The organism is Pelomonas sp. BJYL3 (assembly GCF_027257975.1).
Classification (GTDB): Bacteria; Pseudomonadota; Gammaproteobacteria; order Burkholderiales; family Burkholderiaceae_C; genus Roseateles_B; species Roseateles_B flavus.
The window spans coordinates 1-14871 of the sequence record NZ_JANZKX010000013.1; the positions used below are offsets into that span (position 1 = coordinate 1).

Annotated in this window: 13 protein-coding genes and 1 pseudogene; 6 read left to right on the plus strand and 8 right to left on the minus strand. The window is 66.8% G+C overall.

Features of this window, described 5'->3' with window-relative positions; translation table 11 throughout:
• The 3 genes from O9Y01_RS22955 to O9Y01_RS22965 form a co-directional block, all read right to left on the minus strand.
• Positions 1-1764: condensation domain-containing protein (locus O9Y01_RS22955; RefSeq protein WP_269633980.1), on the minus strand; the 1764-nt coding region annotated here is incomplete at its 3' end.
• A gap of 193 nt (positions 1765-1957) precedes the next feature.
• A complete protein-coding gene (locus O9Y01_RS22960) occupies positions 1958-3403 on the minus strand; it encodes an MFS transporter (RefSeq protein ID WP_269633981.1) in 1446 nt (481 codons plus the stop codon).
• The gene (locus O9Y01_RS22965) at positions 3393-4727 is read right to left on the minus strand and encodes a diaminobutyrate--2-oxoglutarate transaminase family protein (RefSeq protein WP_269633982.1); all 1335 of its coding nucleotides are present in this window, start codon (positions 4725-4727) and stop codon (positions 3393-3395) included. Before O9Y01_RS22965 ends, O9Y01_RS22960 begins: the two co-directional genes overlap by 11 nt.
• Before the next feature lie 986 nt (positions 4728-5713).
• Here O9Y01_RS22965 and O9Y01_RS22970 point away from each other — a divergent pair.
• A complete protein-coding gene (locus O9Y01_RS22970; protein ID WP_269633983.1) occupies positions 5714-6655 on the plus strand; it encodes a glutaminase in 942 nt (313 codons plus the stop codon).
• A gap of 12 nt (positions 6656-6667) precedes the next feature.
• Here O9Y01_RS22970 and O9Y01_RS22975 read toward each other — a convergent pair whose 3' ends face one another.
• On the minus strand, positions 6668-7522 hold the full coding sequence (locus O9Y01_RS22975) for a DUF535 family protein (protein ID WP_269633984.1): 855 nt from the start codon (positions 7520-7522) through the stop codon (positions 6668-6670).
• 295 nt (positions 7523-7817) lie between these two features.
• Here O9Y01_RS22975 and O9Y01_RS22980 point away from each other — a divergent pair, with 295 nt between their 5' ends.
• The 3 genes from O9Y01_RS22980 to O9Y01_RS22990 all read left to right on the plus strand — a co-directional run bounded on the left by O9Y01_RS22980 (position 7818) and on the right by O9Y01_RS22990 (position 10486).
• Positions 7818-8507 carry a response regulator transcription factor gene (locus O9Y01_RS22980; RefSeq protein WP_269633985.1) on the plus strand — a complete coding sequence of 230 codons (690 nt, stop codon included), beginning with the start codon at positions 7818-7820 and terminating at the stop codon, positions 8505-8507.
• A complete protein-coding gene (locus O9Y01_RS22985; protein WP_269633986.1) occupies positions 8504-9931 on the plus strand; it encodes a sensor histidine kinase in 1428 nt (475 codons plus the stop codon). The genes O9Y01_RS22980 and O9Y01_RS22985 overlap by 4 nt, the downstream gene beginning before the upstream one ends.
• A 108-nt stretch (positions 9932-10039) precedes the next feature.
• Entirely contained in the window at positions 10040-10486 is a 447-nt protein-coding gene (locus O9Y01_RS22990) for a putative zinc-binding protein (protein WP_269633987.1), read from the plus strand.
• A 70-nt stretch (positions 10487-10556) separates the two neighbouring features.
• On the opposite strand, the gene O9Y01_RS22995 is transcribed toward O9Y01_RS22990, so the two are convergent.
• Complete coding sequence (locus O9Y01_RS22995; protein WP_269633988.1) at positions 10557-10760, minus strand: CopG family transcriptional regulator; 204 nt, start codon at positions 10758-10760, stop codon at positions 10557-10559.
• Between the two features lie 98 nt (positions 10761-10858).
• Here O9Y01_RS22995 and O9Y01_RS23000 point away from each other — a divergent pair, with 98 nt between their 5' ends.
• Both O9Y01_RS23000 and O9Y01_RS23005 read left to right on the plus strand, forming a co-directional pair.
• The gene (locus O9Y01_RS23000) at positions 10859-11644 is read left to right on the plus strand and encodes a YoaK family protein (protein WP_269633989.1); all 786 of its coding nucleotides are present in this window, start codon (positions 10859-10861) and stop codon (positions 11642-11644) included.
• Entirely contained in the window at positions 11637-12455 is an 819-nt protein-coding gene (locus O9Y01_RS23005; protein ID WP_269633990.1) for a transferase, read from the plus strand. Before O9Y01_RS23000 ends, O9Y01_RS23005 begins: the two co-directional genes overlap by 8 nt.
• A 132-nt stretch (positions 12456-12587) precedes the next feature.
• On the opposite strand, the gene O9Y01_RS23010 is transcribed toward O9Y01_RS23005, so the two are convergent.
• The 3 genes and pseudogenes from O9Y01_RS23010 to O9Y01_RS23020 form a co-directional block, all read right to left on the minus strand.
• A complete protein-coding gene (locus tag O9Y01_RS23010) occupies positions 12588-13718 on the minus strand; it encodes a branched-chain amino acid ABC transporter substrate-binding protein (RefSeq protein WP_442952790.1) in 1131 nt (376 codons plus the stop codon).
• A gap of 249 nt (positions 13719-13967) precedes the next feature.
• Positions 13968-14687 (minus strand): ABC transporter ATP-binding protein, encoded by a 720-nt coding sequence (locus tag O9Y01_RS23015; RefSeq protein WP_269633992.1) that lies wholly within the window; start codon positions 14685-14687, stop codon positions 13968-13970.
• Positions 14688-14714: 27 nt separating this feature from the next.
• Positions 14715-14871: pseudogene (locus tag O9Y01_RS23020) on the minus strand (ABC transporter ATP-binding protein); the annotation flags it as partial.

Genomic DNA, 14871 nt, shown 5'->3' on the forward strand with positions numbered 1-14871 from the left:
CAGCCGCTCCTTCGGATACGCCGGGTCCAGCGGCACATACGCCCCGCCCGACTTCCAGATCCCCAGCAGCGCCGTCAGCATGCCCGACCCGCGCTGCGCGCACAGCGCCACTCGAACGTCCGGGCCCACCCCCAGCGACCGCAGCCGCCTCGCCAGACGGTTCGCCTGCGCATTCAGCTGCGCATAGCTCAGCACCCCGCCAGCTTCCACCACCGCTGCAGCCGCTCCATCCCGACTCACCTGCGCCTCGATCAGCTCGTGCACGCACCGATCCAGCGGCAGCGCCTCCTGCGTCTGGTTCCAGCCTCGCAGCACCTGCTCGCGCTCCGCCGCAGGCAGTATGGGCAGCCGGCCCACCGCCATCTGTTCGTCGGCCACCATGGCCTCCAGCAGGCGCTGCCAGTAGCCCAGGAAGCGCTCGACGGTGCGGCGCTCGAACTTGCTGCTGTCGTAGTCCAGCGGGACGATCACCGTGTCGCCCACCTCGGCCATCTCCAGCAGCAGATCGAGGCCTGAGCCCCCCGTGTTCTGGATGCGGCCGTAGGCACTGAGCCTCGCACCGCCCCAGTCCACTTCGCCGACGTCCTTGGAGTGCGCCATCAGTCCCAGGGTCTGGGAGGCCGCGCGTGCCTTCTGATACACGAACAGAGCGTTGAAATAGGGATGGCCGTCGTCAGCGCGTACCGGATTGAGGCGCTCGACGATTTCCACCAGGGGATAGCTCTGGTTCTTCAGTGCCCGCCATGCCGTTTGCTGCACCTGCTTGAGCAGCGCTGCAACGCTGAGCTGCGGATCCAGCTGGGCCCGCATCACGACAGGATTGGTGAAGTTGCCCAGGGTGCTGCCCCACTCGCGCCCACGCGCGGGCATGGGGGAGCCGACGGCGAGCTGATCCTGGCCAGTCAGTCTATGCAGAAGGATGAAGTACGAGCTCAGCAGCGTGGCGAACATCGTGCCCTGGTGCCGCTCCGTCAGCTCACGCAGGCCGGCGGTCAGTGCCGGGTTCAACACCACCGTGAGGGTTTCGCGCGTTTCCTTCACCAGGGCCCGGTCGGGAAGGTGGTCGACCGGCAACTCAAGGCGCGGATAGGGCTCCGCAAGCGCCGACTTCCAGTACTCGAACTGCCTCTGGCCCTGGGGGCTTTCCAGCCATGCACGTTGCTGGCTGACGTGATCGAGGAATGAGGGAGCGTCGGCCGGGCCAGGCTCCGTCGAACCGGGCGCGCCCGATTCCAGCTTCAGCAGATGGTCCAGCTCTTCCAGGATCTGCCACAGCGACCATCCGTCGCAGACCAGGTGGTCCACGGCCAGCAGCATGACGTCGGCACCGGAACCGTCGCGATAGAGGCTGGCACGGATCAGGGGCGCCGCATCCAGCACGAAGGGGCGTGCGCGGTCCGCCTCCACCCTCGGCCCCAGGACCGCCTCGTCGAGCGAATCGACTTCGTGGATCGCAAGAGGCACAGAGGCGTGGGAATGGATGCGCTGCCGCGGCTCACCATCGAACTCGGCAAAGCTGGCCCGCAGCATGGGATGCCGGGCCGCCAGGCCATCGAGCGCACGCTGGAAGCGCTCGGCATCCAGTGACGGCTGGACGCGGGCCGCGAAGGCAATGTTGTAGCCCCCCTGCAGCTCAGGCTGCATGCGGTAGAGGAACCAAATGGTGCGCTGGATCGAAGACAGTTCATGCCAGTTTCCGACTTCCGCCGCGGGCAAGGGATGCGAGGTCTGCGCTGCCTGGTTCATATCGATGAGGACTGACACGTTCTTCTCCTGCCCGGGCCGCGACCCAGCAACGATTTCTAGCAATGCCCTGGAAGGTGCGACGAACAGGCGCCGCCTTGTGCGGAGCCAGGCGGCCCGCTTCGTCAGGTTTCGGAAAGTGAAAAGCTTCCGCAGTCCAGGCATCGCTTGATGCCTGGACCACAGACAGGACCCGATCTACGCGCGCTGCGTGTCAGGTGCTGGGTTGAGGGACGGCAGCCCCCTCAGCCGGTACCGATGCGATCGATTCGATATCCGGCTGGTCATCCACCCGCAGGTCAAGCTCTCGCATGTGGCGATTGAGCAGGGCCAGCAGCGATGCGATGACGCATACGCCCCCGCAGAGGACGTAGAGGAAGCCGAAGCCACGCCCCTTGCCCACGCCGATCACCTGCCCGATGGTTTCGGACCAGGCCCCTCCGGTTGCGAGTGCCGGCTCGAACACATGCTCGCCAGCAACCCCGCCAAGCGTCATGACCACGCAAAGCGCCAGCAGGTGCAGGGCACCGATCAGGGCAAAGATGCTGCCCTGCTTGGCTTTGGGGATCTTGCGCATCCACAGGGCTCCCGCGCAGGAACCAGAGGCTGCGCCCGCTGCCATCGCGATGAAGGCACAGAGGCACCATACGCCTGGAGAGGTGGTGAAGCCGGCCAGCACGACAGCCAGGGACAGGCAGGCGTCGGTCACTAGGACCCAGACCATCAGACGCTTGTTGATCTTCAGCACCACCAGCAGTGCCGCGCCCACCATGCTGCCAAGGGCACCACAGGTCAGCACCAGGCCCAGCGTATCGCTGGTACCGGTGGACAGCACCAGTGGGGTGATCATGGCCGTGATCAGCACCATCAGGCTTTCCTGCAGCACGGCATAGGCGAGCAGGCCGATCATCAGCGGCTCGGTACGGAAGTAGCCGAGGGCCGAACGGAAGCTGTCGATCATGGCCCGCACGGGATGCTGCTTGCTAGGCTCCTCGGTGCCTCGGATGGCGTGGCGTGCGCTGGACAGCGCGCCGAAGATGGCGGCGGCGCCAGCAATGACCAGGGCAACCTCGATGACCATGATGCCGCCCAGGCCCCACGACGCCATCACATAGCCCGCCATCAAGGGTGCACCCACGTGCATGAGCGCCTGCGACAGGTTCACCAGGCCATTGGCCTGAGTCAAGCTATCCTTGGGGACGATGGCGCCGATCGCGGCCATATAGGACGGATTGCGCAGCGCTCCGACGACCGCACCCACCCCATTGAAGACCAGCAGGTGCGAGACGGACAAGGCGTCGTAGTAAAGCAGAGCCGCCAGCACCATCACCATCAGGGCGGTGACCACATCGCAGCTTGCGATGACCCAGCGACGGTCATAGCGATCCGCCAGCCCTCCGGAAAACGGCGTCATCAGCAGGGCCGGTACGGCCGCCGACAGAATGGTCCAGGAGAACTGCTCGGCCGAGCCCGTCTTCTCGAAGACCCAGACACCGAGGGCGAAGCCCATCAGCGCGGCGCCGATATCGAAGGAGGTCTCGCTGAGCCACAGCAGGATGAAGGCGCGCGTGAGCAAGGGCTTCTTCTTGGGAGCCTCCGCAATGGAGGGATCGGCAGCCGCGTCCTGGACTGCATTCGTGGTTTGGACCTCAGGCTGCATGAGCCACCCCCTGTTGCTTCAAAGCGTGAAACACCGCCGTATCCAGGCGATCAAGAATGGCGCCGACATCGGTCGGCGTGAGAATCAGTGGCGGTAGGAAGCGCAGCACGGCGCCGTGGCGGCCGCCGGTCTCCACCATCAGGCCCGCCTCCATGGCGCAACGCTTGATGGCCCGGGCCAAAGCCCCGTTCCCGGGACCGGGCTGGCCGCCCTGCTGCGGTTCGGCCACCTCGACACCCACCATCAGGCCGCGGCCTCTCACGTCACCAAACGCCGGATAGCGGCGGGCCAGGTCGCGCAGTCCCGACATCAGCAGCTCGCCCATCTTCTGGGCATGCTGCGCGAGACCGTCGCGTTGAAGAATGCGCATCGTGGCCTGCCCGGCGACCATGGCAATCTGGTTGCCACGGAAGGTGCCGGCATGCATGCCGCGAGGCCACTTGTCCAGCGACTGGTCATACACCACGACCGCCAGCGGGAAGCCGCCGCCCAGCGCCTTGGAAAGCACCAGCACATCCGGCACGATTCCGGCACTCTCGAAGGCGAACATCTGCCCTGTGCGCGCAAAGCCGCTCTGGACTTCGTCGAGGATGAGCGGGATGCCATGCTCCTGCGTCAAGGCGCGGAGCGCCCGCAGCCAGTCGCCAGAGGCCGGGATGCAGCCCCCTTCGCCCTGCACGGCCTCCACGATCACCGCAGCAGGCTTGGCAATGCCGCTCTCCGGATCCTCGAGGACCCGACGCAGGTAGTTGATGGACAGCTCGTCCGTCTGGCTGCCGTCCGTGCCGAAGGGGCAGCGGAATCGGTAGGGATAGGGCATGAAATGGATACCACCAGGCCCGGGCCCGATGCCGGACTTGGGCCCCAGGTTGCCCATGGCGGCCAGGGCATTGCCCGTCATGCCATGGTAGGCACCATGGAAGGCGATGATGTTGTGCCGCCCCGTGGCGAAGCGGGCCAGCTTGAGGGCTGCCTCGACGGCGTCCGAACCGCTGGGGCTGCAGAACTGGACCTTTGCGCGGCTGGCGAACTCCTCGGGCAGCAAGCCGAACAGTTCCTGGACAAACTCGTACTTGGCCGGAGTCGTGAGGTCCAGGGCCTGATGGACATGCCCGGACTTAATGAATTGGGTCAACACCTCCACCAACTCAGGATGGTTGTGACCCAATGGCAGCGCTCCCGCGCAGGCCAGGCAGTCAATGATCTCCCGGCCACTCTGGTCACGCAGTCGGATGCCTGCCCCTGACTCGAAGACGCCTTCAAAATTTGCCGCGTAAGTCCGCGCCTGGGACTCCCGTCCGCGCAGGACTTCGTATCTGTTCATGGCACATGCCCCCCTACTTCGCAATCGAGAATGATGAACAAAGCCCTGCCTGTCAGCACTCATGGCAGAGCCAATGAATGCAGACGCAGCCAGCAGAGCCGCTGATTTCCTCAAGCCTTTGTATGCACCTCGGTCTGGATTGCGGGGGTCCATGCGAACTCCACAATCTCTTCACTGGCTCACCCGGTGCAAGAGAAAGCCTATTGGCCAAGCAACACCCTGATGGATGCACCCGGGTGTTTGTCCTGCCTTGACCACCGATCTCACAACGTTAGCGAGGTCGTATGACCAGTCTATGGCCACTTCCTTTATTTTTTGCCGACGCCAACCCTGCAAGAAGTTACTAGTGACACGCGACCTAACTAAGTTATGGCTTGTCTTACAAGCAGTGGGCGTGATCGCATGCCTAGCCCAGGCAAGCGGCAAACACTAGGCAGCAGAGGGAAAATCCATACCGCAGCCACCCCGGATCTCGGCCCGTTCCCCGGCGCCCAGGGCTCGCAAGGCACTGAAAAACCCAATGACATCCAGAAACATTTGCACCCCCCATGAATACGGGGGCGGCGTCGCAGTGTCGCGACATGCTGGCTGCGATTGAACTGCAATCAGTCGGCTGTTGCGCCGGCGGCTCAGGTGCGCCCCGCCGCTTGCTCAGGCAAGGCCACACGCGGCGTGACCAGTTCGGGAAGATCACATGAAATTTTGTGTGTGCGGCACTCGCCCCGGAAGGCTCCCAGCGTTCGCAAAACTGTCGCCGAGATGCCGTGGGCTTTGTGAATATGCGCAGGCCTTCACGGCCTTTCGCCCCCAATACTGCACACCCGACAGCCTCTCGCGGCAGCAAAGAAGTGGCCTACCCAGAGCACAGGGCCTGCGCCGCCGGGGCCATCCCGAGCAAGTGGCCGTTGCCGGCTCGCGAAGCCAGTGTCACCGCCATTACCGCATGCCCGACTCCGGAGGCATGACGGTGACGCTAGCATGCGCGCATGAGCCGTACCCTTGCCCTGCCCTGGCCTGACTTCGACGCAGCGCTGCAGGAGATCGCCGCCCGTGCCCAGCCACTGTTGAGCCAGGGCCAGGTCGCCAGCTACATCCCTGAACTGGCCCGCGTGCCGCGCGAACTGTTCGGCATGGCCATCGTGGGCATCGACGGCAGACTCTGGGAGACCGGGCAATCGCGCCAGCGCTTTTCCATTCAGAGCATTTCCAAGCTCTTCGCGTTGCTGATGGCCCTTCGGCATGAGGGTGACGCGCTCTGGGAGCGCGTGGGCCGCGAGCCCTCCGGGACGCCCTTCAACTCGCTCGTGCAGCTTGAGCATGAAGGTGGCAAGCCGCGCAACCCCTTCATCAATGCAGGCGCACTGGCCGTCACCGACGTGCTGTGCACGCGCCATGTCCAGCCCGAGACTGCCCTGGTGGACCTGCTGCGCAAGCTTTCCGACAGCGCCACCGTCGACTACAGCCTACGGGTCGCGCAGTCTGAGCGCAAGCACAGCGACCGCAACGCGGCCATGGCCCACTTCATGCGCAGCTTCGGCCGGCTGCAGAATCCGGTCGACCGCATCCTCGATGCCTACTGCAGCCACTGCGCCATCGAGATGAGCTGCGTGGAGCTGGCGCGCGCCATGCTCCTGCTGGCCAACCATGGCGAGCTGCCCTGGAGCGGCGAGCGCCTGCTGTCACCCAGCCTCTCCAAGCGGCTCAACGCCCTGATGCTGACCTGCGGCACCTACGACGCCGCCGGTGACTTCGCCTTCCGTGTCGGGCTGCCCGCCAAGAGCGGCGTGGGAGGCGGCATCGTGGCGCTCATCCCCAACCTCTGCGGCATCTGCGTGTGGTCGCCGGGGCTGGACGCGAATGGCAACTCCCTGGCCGGCGTGGCCGCCCTGGAATGGCTGACCACGCTGACGGGTCGATCCATCTTCTAAGGCCCCAGGAGGTCAGCCCCTCGGTGGGACCGCTCGACGCATGGACTCGTGCAGGCCCTCCGACAGAGCCAGCAGCAGCTCCTGCCGCCGGCGCGCCTCGGCCCGCTTGCGTGAGGGGATGCTTTCGAGGTCCAACTCACGGCCGACACCGCTCTGCAAGCGCCAGCGGCCGTTGCAGCCCAGGCTGGCGCCCATTTCCTTCCACAGCCGCTCGTTGTCCGCGAGGATGCGCCGGCGGCGCCAGGCATTGATGGCGATGCGCTGCCTGTTGCCGACCAGCTCCAGCCAGGAGCAGCCCAGGGCATGGCTCCACTGGGCGGCCGCGGTGATCAGCAGGCAGGCAGGCCGGCAGCCATGCAGGGCCTTGGTGGCCAGGCGCATGCGCTCGGCGGCATCCTGCGAGGCCTCGCCCTGCAGCCGCCCCACGACGAAGGCCGGTGCACCGGAAGCGCCCGTGTCGACCAGGCCCGTCAGCGTGTACAGCGTGCGCCCGTCCATGCGCAGGCTGAGGCTAAGCTCCCCTTCGCGATGCCCGTCATGCATAGCCTGCAGCTGCAGTTCGAAGCCCGTTCCGTCCTTGCCCTGCCAGCCATAGAGCCACTGGGGAGCGGCGTGGGCCGCGCAGGCCAGGTCGCCCATGCCCTGCGTATGGAGCCAGCGATAGTGCCCCGCCAGGAGGCGCACCCGCTCCGGCAGGGACAAGGCCTGGTCCAGGTAGGGTCGCGTCACCTTGCTGAGCAGCCTGGCGTCATTGACGCGCTGCAGCACCGGGTCCCCGACCAGCAGCACCAGCCAGCCACTCACGGCCCGGGGATGCCGCGCAAAGGCCACGGCCAGCTTCAACCAGTCCTTGGCACCGAGCTCCATGCGCCGGGCCAGGACCCGGAGGGCGCGCAGCGGAGGCACCCAGCCGGGAGAGCGCCCGGCTGGGGCATCAGGCAGGGCGACCGCCTGGCGTGCAGGCACTTCATTCGGGGCGGCCGTGGCAAGCGGGGCGGGCTGGGGTAGGTCGAGGCGCGTTTGCATGGGAAGTGGAAAGGAGATGAAGACCCGGGACCGGCCTGCAGCACCAGTGCCACGACGGCAAACCGTCGTTCAGCTTAATCCGGCAAGCTTGCAAACCACTATCAAGCACCTTTGGACCGCGGGTCCACAATGTCGCATGCAAATCTTGCTCATCGAGGACGACCCCATCATCAGCTGGGAACTGCAGCTGCGCTGGAAGCAGCTCGGCTGGGCGGTGCAGGTCTGCGAACGACTGGACCGGGCCACCGAGGTCGTCGTTGGGCTAACGCCTGATCTGCTGGTGCTGGATCTGAGTCTCCCCGATGGCGACGGACTGCTGTGGCTGCAGCGGTGGCGAAAGGGCGACCCGCGCACACCGGTACTGGTGCTAACGGCGCGGGACCAGGTGGCCGATCGCGTGGCAGGACTCAAGGCCGGCGCCGATGACTACCTGGTCAAGCCCTTCTCGGTGGACGAGCTCGATGCGCGCATGGAGGCCCTGCTGCGCCGCTCGGTGGCCTCCCGCACGCGCCGCGCCCAGCTGGGCCGCCTCAGCTGGCTGCCGGACGAGGGCGTGGTCAGCTGCGACGGGCGGCCGCTGGAGCTCAACCCGCGCGAATTCGAGGTGCTGGGCCTGCTGATCCAGCGCGCGCCCCGCCTGGTCCCCAAGCGGGTGCTGCTGGACGCGCTGGCCGAGCGCAATCTGGAGGTCGGTGACAGCGCCATCGAGGTCTATGTCTCGCGCCTGCGCAAGAAGCTGCAGGACTGCCATGTGCGCATCGAGACCTCGCGCGGCTTTGGCTACCGCCTGGTCCTGGATGCCGAACCTCGGGACGGCGCGCCATGACATGGGCGCTGCGGCGCCTGCGTGGCTTGCAAGGCGGGCTTGAGGGCGGACTGAGGTGGCGACTGCTGGCGCCGCTGCTGGCCGTGGTGCTGGTGGCCAGCTTTCTCAGCGCCCACGCCGCCAGCGGGCTGATCGACGCCGTCTTCGACCGCTGGCTGCTGGACGCGGCCCGCTCCCTGGCCTCCCAGGTCATCTTCGAGCAGCAGGCCGCCGTGATCGCACTCAACCGCCAGGCCCAGGCGGTGCTGACCTACGACGCCGACGACAGGACCTACTTCTCCGTGCTCGAAGGCGAGCGCGTGCTGGCCGGCGAGCAGCACCTGCCGCGCTCGGGCAGCGACGTCCGCGACTACGACAAGGGCGCCGAGGCCTTCGAGGCCCCCTTCCTGGGCCATCCGGTGCGGGTGGTGTGGGTGAAGGTGGCCAGTGCGCAGGATCCTTCGCGCGTCGTGCTCGTGGGCGTGGGCGAGACCCTCAACAAGCGCCGCCGCGTGTTCCGCGAGCTGCTGTGGGTGTATGCGCCGGTCGGGCTGATCGTCATCGTCGCGGCCTGGATCCTGCTGGCGGCCGTGCGGCGCACCCTGCGCCCCCTGCAGCGCATGGCCGACCAATGGAACACGCAGTCCCATGCCTCGCTGATGCCGATTCCCACGACGGCGGTGCCGCGCGAGCTGCTGCCCTTCGCACTCGCCCTGAACGAGCTGCTGGGCCGGCTGCGCGAGGTACTGGAGCGGGAGAAGCTCTTTGCCTCCACCGCGGCCCACCAACTGCGCACGCCGCTGACCGGTCTGCAGCTGGGGCTGGCCCGCGCCGCCGAGGCGCCCGACCTGGCCTCCACGCGTGCCGTGCTGGCCGGGCTGCAAGCCTCGACCCAGCGCACCGCACGCCTCGTGCAGCAGCTGCTGGCCCTGAGCCGGCTGGATCCCGAGCTGGCCAGCAGCCCGGACTTCGGCCCGGTGGACCTGGACGATCTCGCGCACGCAGTGGGTGAGTCCTTCCTGGAAAGCGCCCATGACAAGGGCCTGACCATGGAGCTGATCGAGGCCGGCGATGCCGCCATGGCCGGGCAGCGGGCGGCCATCGTGGGCCATCCCGACCTCCTCAGCGAGGCCCTGGGCAACCTGATCGACAACGCCATACGCTACACGCCGGCGGGCGGCACCCTCCGCATCACCGTGCAGGCATCACCGCCGGGCCTGATCGTCTGTGACAGCGGTCCGGGCATTCCCCCGGACGAGCTGGTGAAGGTCATGCTGCGCTTCTACCGGGGGCGGCAGGCCAGCGGCCAGGGCACCGGGCTGGGCCTGGCCATCGTCAAGGAGATCGCCAACCTGCACCATGCCAGCGTGAGCCTCAAAAACAGGGACGAAGGCGGGCTGCAGGTGCGACTCCTGTTCCCGACGCCCGGGCCGGCCGCCGCCTGACGGCCCGCTGGACTGCCCGGTTTCTGCACGACCTCTGATGTGGCGCAGGACGCCACGCGCCCTCTCGCGGCAGGCTGCGGGCCTCCGACATCAGGCCCCGGCTCCACCATGACCCACCACCGCGATCACCTGCCCCTGGTCTACAGCTGTTCCGGCTGCTCCAGTGCCGCCCAGCTCGCCAACCACCTTGCCATCCAGCTCGACCGCGCCGGCCTGGCGGAAATGAGCTGCATCGCCGGCGTTGGCGGGGGCGTTCCCAGCCTGGTGCGCAAGGCCCGGGAGGCCCAGGCCGCGGGCCGGCCCATCATGGCCTTGGACGGCTGCGCGCTGGCCTGCGTCAAGGCCTGCCTGGAGAGTCGGGAGGTCCAGGCCAGCGTGCATGTGCAGTTGCAGCGCCTGGGGGTCAGAAAGGTCTATCACGAGGGCTTTGTGCCAGACCAGGCCGGCGCCCTCTTCGACCGCCTGGCCGCGCAGGCCCTGGAGCTGGCCACCCGCCCCGAGGGCGAGGCGGCCAAGGGCTGCGGAGGCCGCAGCGGCTGCGCCTGCGCAAGCTGAGCGGACCTGAGGCAAAAAGTAGGCGATAAGAGGGCGATAGGAGGGCACGCCTGGCAGGCCAGGCGGCGTTTCAACCGCCCTTGCCGCCCCGTGAGGCATCAGCCTGCCCGGCCGTGCCCGGCTTGACGTCCACGCCATGGGCCACCAGGTACTCGCGGATCAGCTTGCGGACCACCTGTGACGGGGTCACGTCCTGGCTGGCGCACAGGGTCTCCAGGGCTTTCTTCTTGTCGGGATCGATGAGCACCGTCAGGCGTGCCGTCTTCATCTCCATGGCAGGCTCCTTATGTTAATCACATTATAATTGCACGCGCATTCAAGGCGCATTAGATTAGCGTTTCAACCGGCTCCGCCGTTTGCCAACGCCCTCCCATGCCCCTCGAGCACCTGCAGCGCCTGACCTCGCGCCACCGCACCCGCAGCAGCAACCGCCAGCTGGGCGCGCTGCTGGCCTTCGTGGCGGGCGCGGTGAATGCGGGCGGCTTCCTGGCCGTGCAGCGCTACACCTCGCACATGACCGGCATCATTTCCGGGATTGCCGATGACCTGGCGATCGGGGAGCTGCGGCTGGCGCTGTCCGCGCTGGCCACGCTGCTGTCCTTCGTGGGCGGTGCCGCCTGCACGACCCTGCTGATCAACTGGGCGCGCCGCCGGCAGCTGCAGGGCAAGTACGCCCTGCCTCTGCTCGTGGAAGCCCTGCTGCTGCTGGGTTTCGGCCTGGTGGGCGCCCATCTGCGCGGTCTGCCACAGCTCCTGGTGCCCACGGCGGTGCTGCTGCTGTGCTTCATCATGGGTCTGCAGAACGCCATGGTGACCAAGATTTCCCAGGCCGAGATCCGCACCACCCACATGACCGGCGTGGTGACGGACATCGGCATCGAGCTCGGCCGCCTGCTCTACTGGAACCGTTCCAGCGAGCGCAACGCGGTCCACCGTGTGCAGGCCAACCGTGACAGGCTGGGCATCCATCTGCTGATCCTGTCCCTGTTCTTCGTGGGCGGCCTGGCGGGTGCCCTGGCCTTCAAGCACCTGGGCTTCTCCGCCACCCTTCCCTTCGCCTTCGCGTTGATCCTGGTCGCGAGCCCGCCGCTGTGGCAGGACCTCCGCGCCGCCCGTCGACACCGCACCGCCCCAGCCTCCCCAGCCGCCCATGAGTGATTCCTTTCTTGCCCTCGAAGACGCCGACGCCAACGCCCATGTCAGGCCCTATGTGCGGGAGACGCTGGACAGCAAGTCCCTCCACTTCTGCATGGACGAGATCCAGAGCACCATGCACCTGATGGCGCCCGACGCCCTGGCGCTGGCCTACACGCGCACCATGATGGGCGTCCTGCTCTTCAATCCGCGTCCGGCCACGCTGGCCATGATCGGCCTGGGAGGCGGTTCGCTGGCGAAGTTCTGCCACCGCCATCTGCCGGCCACGCGCATCAAGGTGCTGGAGATCAATCCGCACGTGCTGGCCTTGCGCCGCGAGTTCAAGGTGCCGGACGACGACGCGCGCTTCAAGGTCCTGCTGGGAGACGGCGCGGATTTCGTCCGCTTTCCGCCCTACCAGCTGGACGTCCTGCTGGTCGATGGCTTCGACTACCACGGCCAGCCGCCCGCGCTGTGCACCCAGCGCTTCTATGACGACTGCCGGGACGCCCTGCAGCCCGGCGGTCTGCTGGCCGTCAACCTGCACACGGGGCATGTGGACTTCGCGCTGCACCTGGCCCGGCTGGAGCGCAGCTTCGACGGCGAGCTGCTGGTGATCAGTGACGAGGACTGCAGCAACACCATCGTCATCGCCTGCCGGGGCCGGCTGCCGCGTCTGCAGGGCACGGCGGCGCTGCGCTGCCCGGCGGGCTTTGACGCCCAGGCCTGGTCGGAGCTGCTGCCGGCGTTCGAGGAGGTGGTCCGGGCCAGCCGCACGGGCGATGTCCAGGCCTCGATCAGCGCGGAGCCGCCCGCAGGCCATCGCAGGCGCTGAGGCAGGGGAAGCCGCAGCGGGTACGGCGGCAATGAAAACCGCCACCGCGGTGCCAGGCAAGACCTGACCCCAACGGTGGCGGCTCCAACATTTCCGCGTGAGATTGCCGGGTCACTCCCCCGGCGGGGAGACTTAGCGCACGACCGCGATCTGCTCGCGGGCACCGCCCTTGTAGGTGTACAGGGTCAGGGCGCCGTTCTTGATGTCGCCCTTGTTGTCGAAGCTGATCGTGCCCGTCACGCCCTTGTAGCCTTCGGTCTTGGCCAGCACCGGCAGGTACTTCGCGGGTTCGGCCGAGCCGGCCTTCACCATGGCGGCGACCATCACGTTCAGCGCGTCGTACACGTACGGTGCGTAGATCTGCACTTCGACCTTGTACTTGTCCTTGAAGCGGGCCTTGAAGTCGTCCATGGACTTCTTGGATTCGCCTTCCACGCCGCCGGCTTCAGCGCACACCACCTGGCCGTCACCCATGGTGCCGCCCGACAGCTTGGGCAGCTCGCCCGAGCAGATGCCGTCGCCGCCCATGAACTTGGCTTCGATGCCCAGCTGCTTCATCTGGCGCAGCATCGGGCCGGCCACGGCGTCCATGCCGCCGAAGAAGATGACGTCGGGCTTCTTGCCCTTCAGGGAGGTCAGGATGGAGCTGAAGTCCGTGGCCTTGTCATTGGTGAACTCGCGACCCACGACCTTGCCACCGGAGGCCTTCACGCCCTTTTCGAACTCGTCTGCCACGCCCTGGCCGTAAGCGGTACGGTCATCGATCACGGCAATCGACTTGCCCTTGAGCTGCGTCACGGCGTACTTGCCCAGCGTGCCACCCAGGTGCACGTCATCGGCCACCACGCGGAACGTGGTCTTGTAGCCGTTGCGCGTGAACTTGGGGTTCGTCGCCGAGGGGCTGATCTGCGGCACGCCGGCGTCAGCGTAGACCTTGGACGCGGGGATGGAAGTGCCCGAGTTCAGGTGGCCGATCACGCCATTGACCTTGGAGTCCATCAGCTTCTGGGCTGCGGCCGTGCCTTGCTTGGGATCGCCAGCGTCGTCTTCCGCCAGCAGTTCGAACTTGGCCTTCTTGCCACCGATCGTCACGCCCTTGGCGTTCAGTTCATCGATAGCCATGCGGGCGCCCAACTCATTGTCCTTGCCCAGGTGGGCAATGCCGCCGCTGGTGGGACCGACGTGACCGATCTTCACGACCAGGTCTTGAGCCAGGGCGGTACCGCCCACCAGGGCCAGGGCTGCTGCAGCCACCAGCTTCATCTGCGAATTCATCGTCTCATCTCCTGTGTAACGAGCGCCTGCAGCCTTGTGGGCTGCTGAACCTGCGGGTTAAGGTTCCTGCTCGCGACTTGTCTGTAGTCCCGCTCTGGAAATGGTTCCACCCCCTACGCGCTGCGCGCGCCCCCTCAAGGGGGCAAGCCCGCAGGCCCGGCGGAGCCGGATCCTCGGGCTTCGCGCGGGGGCCGAGCGGCTGTGCCGCCGGCCGTCTTCGCACGATGAGGATGGTGCTTATTCACCAAGGTACGCTGCGCGGACCTTCGGGTCGCTCAGCAGGTCCTTGCCCGCGCCGGTCATGGTGATCAGGCCGCTTTCCATCACGTAGCCGCGGTTGGCGGCGGCCAGTGCGCGGCTGGCGTTCTGCTCCACGAGCAGGATGGTCACGCCCTGGCCGTGGATGTCATTCACGACCTCGAAGATCTTGTCGACCATGATGGGCGAGAGGCCCATGCTGGGCTCGTCCAGCAGCAGGACCTTGGGCTGAGTCATCAGCGCGCGGCCCATGGCCAGCATCTGCTGCTCGCCGCCGGACATGGTGCCGGCCAGCTGCGTGGCACGCTCCTTCAGGCGCGGGAAGATGCCGAAGATCCGGTCGATGTCGGCCTCGATCTGCGCCTTGTCGTTGCGGATGTAGGCGCCCATCTGGAGGTTCTCCACGATGGTCATGCGCGTGAAGGTCCCGCGGCCTTCCGGCACCATCACCAGGCCTTGCTTGACCAGGTCCCAGGCGCCCTGGCCCTTGATGGACTTGCCCATGTACTGGATGTCGCCATCCGCCACCGGCTGCAGGCCGGTGATGGCCTTGAGCGTGGTGGTCTTGCCGGCGCCATTGGCCCCGATCAGGCTCACCAGCTCACCGCGGCGCACTTCAAAGTCCGCACCCTTCACCGCCTGGATCCCGCCGTAGGCCACCTTCAGCCCGCTGACCTTCAACAGCACTTCATTCGTCATCTTTGACTCCAATTCTTTGCGGGCTGATCAATGGCCACCGGTGCCGAGGTACGCCTCGATCACCTTCTCGTTCTTCTGGACGTCCGCGGGCGTGCCCTCGGCGATCTGCTTGCCGTAGTCCAGCACCGTCACGCGGTCGCACAGGCCCATCACCAGCTTCACGTCGTGCTCGATCAAGAGGATG

Bases quoted from the DNA above. Each gene is read 5' to 3' on its own strand.
- O9Y01_RS22960 (WP_269633981.1), bottom strand. From the start codon at position 3,403: ATGCAGCCTGAGGTCCAAACCACGAATGCAGTCCAGGACGCGGCTGCC.
- O9Y01_RS22965 (WP_269633982.1), bottom strand. From the start codon at position 4,727: ATGAACAGATACGAAGTCCTGCGCGGACGGGAGTCCCAGGCGCGGACT.
- O9Y01_RS22970 (WP_269633983.1), top strand. From the start codon at position 5,714: ATGAGCCGTACCCTTGCCCTGCCCTGGCCTGACTTCGACGCAGCGCTG.
- O9Y01_RS22975 (WP_269633984.1), bottom strand. From the start codon at position 7,522: ATGGAGCTCGGTGCCAAGGACTGGTTGAAGCTGGCCGTGGCCTTTGCG.
- O9Y01_RS22980 (WP_269633985.1), top strand. From the start codon at position 7,818: ATGCAAATCTTGCTCATCGAGGACGACCCCATCATCAGCTGGGAACTG.
- O9Y01_RS22985 (WP_269633986.1), top strand. From the start codon at position 8,504: ATGACATGGGCGCTGCGGCGCCTGCGTGGCTTGCAAGGCGGGCTTGAG.
- O9Y01_RS22990 (WP_269633987.1), top strand. From the start codon at position 10,040: ATGACCCACCACCGCGATCACCTGCCCCTGGTCTACAGCTGTTCCGGC.
- O9Y01_RS22995 (WP_269633988.1), bottom strand. From the start codon at position 10,760: ATGGAGATGAAGACGGCACGCCTGACGGTGCTCATCGATCCCGACAAG.
- O9Y01_RS23000 (WP_269633989.1), top strand. From the start codon at position 10,859: ATGCCCCTCGAGCACCTGCAGCGCCTGACCTCGCGCCACCGCACCCGC.
- O9Y01_RS23005 (WP_269633990.1), top strand. From the start codon at position 11,637: ATGAGTGATTCCTTTCTTGCCCTCGAAGACGCCGACGCCAACGCCCAT.
- O9Y01_RS23010 (WP_442952790.1), bottom strand. From the start codon at position 13,718: ATGAAGCTGGTGGCTGCAGCAGCCCTGGCCCTGGTGGGCGGTACCGCC.
- O9Y01_RS23015 (WP_269633992.1), bottom strand. From the start codon at position 14,687: ATGACGAATGAAGTGCTGTTGAAGGTCAGCGGGCTGAAGGTGGCCTAC.